Source organism: Binatus sp. (SeqCode), from assembly GCF_036522015.1.
GTDB lineage: Bacteria > Desulfobacterota > Binatia > Binatales > Binataceae > Binatus.
The window spans coordinates 1-6,800 of record NZ_DATDGQ010000216.1 but is presented as its reverse complement, the minus strand read 5'-3'; the positions used below and the strand labels follow the sequence as shown (position 1 = coordinate 6,800).

11 protein-coding genes are annotated in these 6,800 nt (G+C 63.2%); 4 read left to right on the top strand and 7 right to left on the bottom strand.

Annotated elements, in window-relative coordinates; all coding sequences use genetic code 11:
- The 7 genes from VIW95_RS09425 to VIW95_RS17610 form a co-directional block, all read right to left on the bottom strand.
- The coding region (locus VIW95_RS09425; RefSeq protein WP_414645281.1) for an ABC transporter permease at nt 1-597 on the bottom strand (597 nt) is incomplete at its 3' end.
- Between the two features lie 3 nt (nt 598-600).
- Nucleotides 601-1,068 carry a glycosyltransferase gene (locus VIW95_RS09420; RefSeq protein WP_331585752.1) on the bottom strand — a complete coding sequence of 156 codons (468 nt, stop codon included), beginning with the start codon at nt 1,066-1,068 and terminating at the stop codon, nt 601-603.
- Between the two features lie 10 nt (nt 1,069-1,078).
- On the bottom strand, nt 1,079-1,747 hold the full coding sequence (gene purN / locus VIW95_RS09415) for a phosphoribosylglycinamide formyltransferase (protein ID WP_331585750.1): 669 nt from the start codon (nt 1,745-1,747) through the stop codon (nt 1,079-1,081).
- 15 nt (nt 1,748-1,762) lie between these two features.
- Complete coding sequence (gene purM / locus VIW95_RS09410) at nt 1,763-2,797, bottom strand: phosphoribosylformylglycinamidine cyclo-ligase (protein ID WP_331585748.1); 1,035 nt, start codon at nt 2,795-2,797, stop codon at nt 1,763-1,765.
- Nucleotides 2,797-3,363, bottom strand: coding sequence for a class I SAM-dependent methyltransferase (locus VIW95_RS09405; RefSeq protein WP_331585746.1), 567 nt, complete (start codon nt 3,361-3,363; stop codon nt 2,797-2,799). The genes purM and VIW95_RS09405 overlap by 1 nt, the downstream gene beginning before the upstream one ends.
- A gap of 5 nt (nt 3,364-3,368) precedes the next feature.
- A complete protein-coding gene (locus VIW95_RS09400) occupies nt 3,369-3,815 on the bottom strand; it encodes a ComF family protein (protein WP_331585744.1) in 447 nt (148 codons plus the stop codon).
- The gene (locus VIW95_RS17610) at nt 3,710-4,024 is read right to left on the bottom strand and encodes a double zinc ribbon domain-containing protein (RefSeq protein ID WP_414645280.1); all 315 of its coding nucleotides are present in this window, start codon (nt 4,022-4,024) and stop codon (nt 3,710-3,712) included. The genes VIW95_RS09400 and VIW95_RS17610 overlap by 106 nt, the downstream gene beginning before the upstream one ends.
- A gap of 59 nt (nt 4,025-4,083) precedes the next feature.
- On the opposite strand from VIW95_RS17610, the gene VIW95_RS09395 reads away from it, so the two are divergent.
- From VIW95_RS09395 to VIW95_RS09380, 4 genes are all read left to right on the top strand, one after another.
- Entirely contained in the window at nt 4,084-5,301 is a 1,218-nt protein-coding gene (locus VIW95_RS09395) for a CoA transferase (protein WP_331585742.1), read from the top strand.
- A 19-nt stretch (nt 5,302-5,320) separates the two neighbouring features.
- Entirely contained in the window at nt 5,321-5,731 is a 411-nt protein-coding gene (locus tag VIW95_RS09390) for a nuclear transport factor 2 family protein (protein ID WP_331585740.1), read from the top strand.
- 144 nt (nt 5,732-5,875) lie between these two features.
- Nucleotides 5,876-6,382 (top strand): hypothetical protein, encoded by a 507-nt coding sequence (locus VIW95_RS09385; RefSeq protein WP_331585738.1) that lies wholly within the window; start codon nt 5,876-5,878, stop codon nt 6,380-6,382.
- Between the two features lie 37 nt (nt 6,383-6,419).
- Nucleotides 6,420-6,734, top strand: a complete 315-nt coding sequence (locus VIW95_RS09380; protein ID WP_331585736.1) for a hypothetical protein — start codon at nt 6,420-6,422, stop codon at nt 6,732-6,734.
- The last annotated feature ends 66 nt before the right edge of the window (nt 6,735-6,800 follow it).

The window sequence follows — 6,800 nt, the reverse complement described above, 5'->3', positions numbered from 1 at the left end:
GTAGTCCCGGGTGCGCAGGGACAGCGTCTGGGCCCGGAGCACCCGGGCCCCGAACGCCCAGCCGGTGATGGCGATGATCAGCCCGATCAGTACGTCGTCGCTGCCCTGGGACGGCGGCAGGAAGCCGAAGATCACGATGAGCAGCGGCAGCGCCGGCAGGATCAGGAAGAGGTTGGCCAGCATCGACAGCAGGTCGTCGGCCAGGCCGCCGAGGTAGCCCGCGGCCACGCCGACGACGACGGACAGCACGGTCGCGATCAGGCCGGCGACGAACGCGACCAGGATCGTGCTCCGCCCGCCCGCGAGCAGCTGGGACAGCACGTCTTGCTGCTGCTGGGTGGTGCCGAGCCAGTGCGCCGCGGACGGCGGCTGCGGGAAGCTGACCGTGGTTGAGAACGTCTGCGACGGGTTGTAGGGCGCGATCCAGGGCCCGATCACGGCCAGGACGAGAAAACCGATCAGCCCGGCCAGGCCGATGAGGACCTTGGGGGAGCGCGGCAGCCGCAGCCGCCGGCGCCTGGCCGGCCTGTTCGGGTACAGCTCGAGCAGGTCTGCGGTCTGCGCGCTGTCGAGGTCCGTGCTGCTGCCGATGGACATCGTTCAGGCCTCCTGCCGGGTGCGCGGGTCGAGGAACACGTACACGAAGTCGGCCGCGAGGTTCGCCACCAGCACGCCCAGGGTGATGACCAGGAAGATCCCCTGGAGCAGAGAGGGGAGGGCGCTTGCGTCGAGTTCAACGTCGAAGCGACCGCCGACGACTGCTGGAACCGACAATGCCGAAGCGATGTCGGCAGCAAAGGTCGGCGGCACAATCGTATCGGCGTGCACGAACACCAAGATATCGCCGTGCGATGCGCGCGCGCCCGCGTTCATTTGGTGCGCGCGTCCGCGCGAGGCGTTGATCAGCGTGTCGCACAATGGTCGCGCGATCGCGACGCTGGCGTCGGTGCTGCCGCCGTCAACTACAATGATCTCAGCGTCGGGAGCGCCGCGGCGAAGCGCGTCCAGCGTGCTCGCGATCGCGGCCGCTTCGTTAAGCATCGGCACCACTACCGAAAGAGGTTTCACTTTTGCAAAATCAGTCCACCGGTGGATTCATCAACGGCGGCGAATTTGGCGTGGACGAATCGCCCTTGATGATCACGCGCCGCCCGTCGATTTCGAGACGGCCCTGCTGGAAGAGCGCGATCGCATGCGGGAAGATGCGGTGCTCCTGTTGCAGGATGCGCGCGGCCAGACGTTGTTCGTCGTCGCCGGGCAGCACGGGGACAGCGGCTTGCACGATCACCGGGCCCACATCGACGCCCGGAGTGACGAAGAAAACGGTGCATCCCGCAATCTTGACGCCGTACTCGATCGCATCCTTCGGGCCGTGAATTCCCGGGAAAGACGGAAGCAGGCTGTTGTGAATATTCATGATGCGTCCCGGGAACGCGTCGAGCATTACGGACGATAGCAGCCGCATGAAGCCTGCGAGGGCGACCAGTTCGACCGAGCGATCGCGCAACCCGGCGAGGACGGCGCGGTCGAAATCTTCGCGCGACGGAAACTTGCGATGCTCGAGAACCAGCGTCTCGATTCCGTGGCGGCGCGCGCGGTCGAGTCCCTGCGCGTCGGCGCGATTTGAAATGACGAGTCGGATTTCGGCCTTGAGCTCGCCGCGCAGAATCGCGTCGATGATAGCTTGCAGATTGGAGCCGGTGCCGGAAATCAGGACGCCGAGTTTGACCGTCGGATTTTCCGCCATCGGATTGGTCGCCGCTCAGCGAATCGATACTCCGCGCTTGCCGCGAGTCACTTCGCCGACAACGTAGGCTGCAAATTCGCGGCGCCGCAAATGAGCGACGATCCGATCGGCTTCGCGCGGGGGCACGATCGCGACCATGCCGAGCCCGTTGTTGAACGTGCGATCCATTTCGGCGCGATCGATTCTTCCGAGCCGCTGAAGCAAGCCGAAAATCGGCGGCGTCGGCCAACTGCCCCGCTCGATGATCGCGCGGGTGTCTTTGGGCATCACCCTTGGCAGGTTTTCGAGCACGCCGCCACCAGTGATGTTCGCGAGGCCGTTTATTTTGAAGCGATCGAACAGTTCGCCGACGACTCTCGCATAGATGAGGGTGGGACGCAGAAGTTCCTCGCCGAGCTCGCATCCAAGCTCAGCGATGTGCGCGCTGAGTTTGAGCTTTGCGCGCTTCACAACGCGGCGTACGAGTGAAAAACCGTTGGAGTGGAGTCCGCTCGATGCGAGTCCGATCAAAACGTCGCCGTCGCGAACGCTGGACGGCTCGGGGACTCGCGCGCGCTCTACTATTCCAACCGCGAAGCCCGCCAGGTCGTACTCGCCGGGCTTGTACAAGTCGCCAAGTTGCGCAGTCTCGCCGCCGACCAGACTCATGTCGGACTGCGCGCATCCACGCGCGACGCCCTTGACGATATCGAGGGTGATTTTCTTTTCGATTTTGCCGGAAGCGATATAGTCGAGAAAGAACAGCGGGCGCGCCGCGTGACAAATGATGTCATTGACGCACATCGCAACGCAGTCGATACCTACGGTGTCGTGACGGCCGGTCTCGAAGGCGATAATGAGCTTGGTGCCGACGTTGTCAGTGCCGGCGACCAGTACTGGCGCGCGCATCTTGCGCGCCTCGTCGATTCCAATCAGAGCGCCGAATCCTCCGACGCCGCCGATGACCTGTGCGCCCGCGGTTTTCTTCGCGATCGAGCCGAAGAGCGGAATCAGGCTCTGCTTCAGCGCGATATCGACGCCGGCCTCTTTGTATGTCATCCCGGACGCCATCAGCCGGATTTCCTCCGCCGCGCCACGATCGATGCGCGAAACGCACGCTCGCCGTTTGGATAGGTGACCAGGCCTTCGCGGTATTCTTCTACTTCGAGTCCGGCGGCCAGTGCGCGAAGCTCTTCGTGACCGAGCAGGAACCGGCGGTCGCGTGGATGACCGATTGCAGCCTGGTCAACGAGGAACGTATCGGCAATCAGAACGCCGCCGGGCCGAAGAGCGCGTCCGAATTGCGAGAAGAGCGCGCGGTCGAGGAAATTAATATTCACGATGGCGTCGAAGGATTCGTCCTTAAGATGAAAGCTATCCAAGTTTGCGACCACGGGCCAGATGGTGAGGCTCGCCGCGCGCGCAGTTTCGGCGAGCAGGCGCATCGCTTCGGCGGAGAAATCAACTGCGACCACCCGTATACCTGCGCGCGCGAGCGGGAGCGCGTTGCGGCCGCGACCGGCGGCGACGTCGAGCGCGACGCCGCGCGGAATTCGCGCGAGCATCGCGAGCAGAAAAGGCTCGGCTTCAGCGGCCGGCTTGCCGCGATGACGTTCATCCCAGTCAGCGTGTCCCACATCGCTCATAGCACGCGCGCGAGCGTGAATACGTCCACCGACGCCGCGCCTGCAGCGATCAGCACGCGCGCGCATTCGTCAACCGTCGCGCCGGTGGTCATCACGTCGTCCACGATCAGCACGCGGCGATTCTCGATCCGTTCAGGATGCGTGACGGTGAACGCGCGTCGCACATTCTTGATGCGCTCGTCGTGATGGCGCGAGGTCTGCGGGGTTGTAAAGCGCCGGCGCGACATCGCGGTGGTATCGAGCGGAAGATCGAGCCGGTGCGCGACTTCGGCGGCCAGCAGCGCGGCCTGGTTGAATCCGCGCCACCACAATCGCCGCCAATGCAGCGGCACCGGAATCACGACGTCGTAGTCGTCAGGCGAAACCGGCAGTTCGTCGCCCAGGTATTCCACCAGCGCGCGCCCGTCCGCGCGATTCGGTAGCGTGGCGGACGTTCGAGGCATCGGGCGCATCGCGTCAAGTCGCTGGTGGCAGACTCGAGGGGTCCACCGCAAATTTCGCAGCGCGGATTCGGCACCAGCTCAACGCGCGCAACACATCGAGCACAGACGCGCCGTCCGGGTTCCGACGCGAGCGGCGTTCCACACGCGGCGCATCTCGGTGGATAAAGAAAGTCGAGGACGGTCGAGAACTTTTGGGCGAGCGCGGGCATATATGATTGATCCGTCCGCCCGCGCCCAAACTCAAGAGGGTTGTGGTATAGAGAAAAGCATGAGCGGACCGCTTGACGGGATTCGAATAATCGACTGGACGATCTGGCAGCAGGGGCCGGTCGCCACGCAAATGCTCGCCGACCTGGGCGCCGAGGTGATCAAGATCGAGGAGCGCGAGCGTGGCGACCCCGGTCGCGGAATTACCGCGGTCGCGGGCAGCGCAACCAACAAGGGCGGGCGCAATTACTATTTCGAGGCGAACAACAAGCATAAGAAAAGTATTGCGCTGGACCTGAAGCAGCCCGAGGCGCGCGAGATCGTGCATCGCCTGGCGACGCGCAGCGACGTCTTCGTGCAGAATTTTCGCAAGGGCGTCGCGAATCGGCTGGGACTCGGCTACGGGAATCTCGCTGCGCTCAACCCGCGGATTATCTATGCGAGCGCATCCGGCTACGGCCCCGAAGGGCCCGACAGCGCCGAGCCTTCGTTCGACTATCTTGGGCAGGCGCGCTCGGGAATCATGAACGCGATTGGCAGCGGGAGCACGGCGCCGACCTACGTTTACGGCGGTATCGCCGATCAGATGGGCGCGATAATGCTCGCTTACGGAGTGCTGGCGGCGCTTTTCGCGCGGGAGCGAACGGGGATCGGGCAGGAGGTTGACGCGTCGCACCTGGGCTCGATGATGGCGCTGCAGGGACTCAACGTCGTCGCGCGAACGATCATGGGCAAGGAATTTCCGCGCAACACGCGCGCCAACGCGTACAATCCGCTGTGGAACCATTACCGCTGCGCCGACGACAAATGGATTTCGCTGGCGATGCTTCAGCCGGATCGCTACTGGAAAAATTTCTGCGAAGTTGTCGGGAAAACCGAACTGATCGAGGATCCACGATTCGCCGAAGTCAAAATTCGCGGCAAAAACTCGGCTGCGCTGGTCGCGATATTCGATGAGGTGTTTGCGACGCGGCCGCGCGACGAATGGATGCGAGTGCTCAAGGGAGGACGCGGCGACTTTATCTATACGATTGTGAATTCGGTGACCGACCTGCCCGACGATCCGCAGGTAAGGGCGAACGACTACGTCGTCGATTACGATCATCCCGCGCTCGGCAAGCTGACGCTGCTCGGGATGCCGGTTAAGTTGAGCGCGACGCCGGGCGAGCCGCGCGGGCATGCACCGGAACTCGGCGAGCATACCGAATTGCTGCTGACCGGGATGCTCGGCTACTCGTGGGACGATGTCGCGCGGCTGCGCGAAGCCAACGTGATTTGAATCACAGGGAGTTGATGCGATGCCGATAACCGGAACAATCGAAGACCGCGAGGAAGTGCGCGTGCTGCACGCGCGCTATTGCCTGACGATCGACACCGGCCGCTTCGAAGAGTGGATCGATTGCTTCACCGAGGACGGCATCTTCGAGAGTCCGCGCTTCGGCAAACACAGCGGACGCGACGGCCTCAAGCGATTCGCGGCGCTGTACAAGGAATCGCTCGGCGGCGCGCAGGTGCTCCACGTCGTCGCCAATCCGGCGTTCGATCTCGACGGTGACAGCGGCAGCGGTACCTCGTATCTGCTGTACTATCACTGCAAGGACGGCAAAGTGCAGCAGTGCACGGTGGGTTACTACACTGACAAGTTGCGCAAGACGCCGGCGGGATGGCGCTTTGCGAGCCGTCAGGTGACGATCCTCGGACATCATTGAGTCCTCCTGCCGAGGCGCCTGAATCTTTCGCTGGACCCACTTTTACACTTTGATAGCATTTTCTTAGCGCCCGGACTTCTTCGGCAAAGAAGATTGAAGCGCAAGCCCGCGCGTGGCCTTTCAACGGCAGATTGAGGACTAACTATGGAACAATCGACAGGCGAGCTGATCAAGCGGCTATCGCGGCTGGAATCGCAGCAGGCCAAACTCCAGCGCAGCAACAAGCATTTGCGGATGATGACTGGCGCCGTAGTGCTGCTCTGCGGCGCGCTGCTCACGATGGCGGAGACGAATTCTGCCGTGCCCGATACTCTGGAAGCGCAACAATTCCTGCTGCGCGACAGCAGCGGCAAATTGCGCGGCTCGATGGGCGTTCTGACCGACGGCGCAGTCGGACTGAATCTCTCCGACCCCAGCGGCCGCACCCGAGTGACTGTTGACCTCGCTTCGAACGGCACTCCCGGTGTTGACCTATACGATCAGGACGGCAAGGTCCGCGCGACCATGGCGCTGGGGGACGCCGGTCAACCGGGACTCGGCCTCTACGGTCCCGATGGCCATCTGCGGACCAGCCTGGATATTCCAAAGGCCAAAACACCCGGCCTGGCGTTCTACAAAGACGACGGCAAGCCGGCGTGGGGAGCTCCCTGACATGTATTCACAGGGAAGATATTTCAGGGCGGGTCGTGTGATCGGAGCGGTCTTATTGCTCGGAGTGATCGCCTGCGGTGCGAGCGGCTGCTATGACGAAGGCGGTTACTACGGCGGCGGTTACCCTTCGTACGGCTATGCGCCGTACTCATATGGTTGGGGAGGGGGTTGGGGAAATGGCTGGGGCTATCGTCCTGACTTCGACGAGCACCACGCCTGGGAGGGACATTCCGGCTACGGCGGTCATCATACGGAGTTCTATCATAGTGGTGGCGGCGGCGCGTTCGTCGGGCATGAAGGCGGCGGCTTCCACGGCGGTGGCGGCGGCCACGGAGGCGGCGGCCATCGCTGAACCTCTCACCTAACCCCACCGGCCTCCCCCTCTGGAGAGGGGGAACAGAAAAGACAAAAACGAGCG

Bases quoted from the DNA above. Each gene is read 5' to 3' on its own strand.
- VIW95_RS09390 (WP_331585740.1), top strand. From the start codon at position 5,321: ATGCCGATAACCGGAACAATCGAAGACCGCGAGGAAGTGCGCGTGCTG.
- purM (WP_331585748.1), bottom strand. From the start codon at position 2,797: ATGGCGTCCGGGATGACATACAAAGAGGCCGGCGTCGATATCGCGCTG.
- VIW95_RS09400 (WP_331585744.1), bottom strand. From the start codon at position 3,815: ATGCCTCGAACGTCCGCCACGCTACCGAATCGCGCGGACGGGCGCGCG.
- VIW95_RS09395 (WP_331585742.1), top strand. From the start codon at position 4,084: ATGAGCGGACCGCTTGACGGGATTCGAATAATCGACTGGACGATCTGG.
- purN (WP_331585750.1), bottom strand. From the start codon at position 1,747: ATGGCGGAAAATCCGACGGTCAAACTCGGCGTCCTGATTTCCGGCACC.
- VIW95_RS09385 (WP_331585738.1), top strand. From the start codon at position 5,876: ATGGAACAATCGACAGGCGAGCTGATCAAGCGGCTATCGCGGCTGGAA.
- VIW95_RS17610 (WP_414645280.1), bottom strand. From the start codon at position 4,024: ATGCCCGCGCTCGCCCAAAAGTTCTCGACCGTCCTCGACTTTCTTTAT.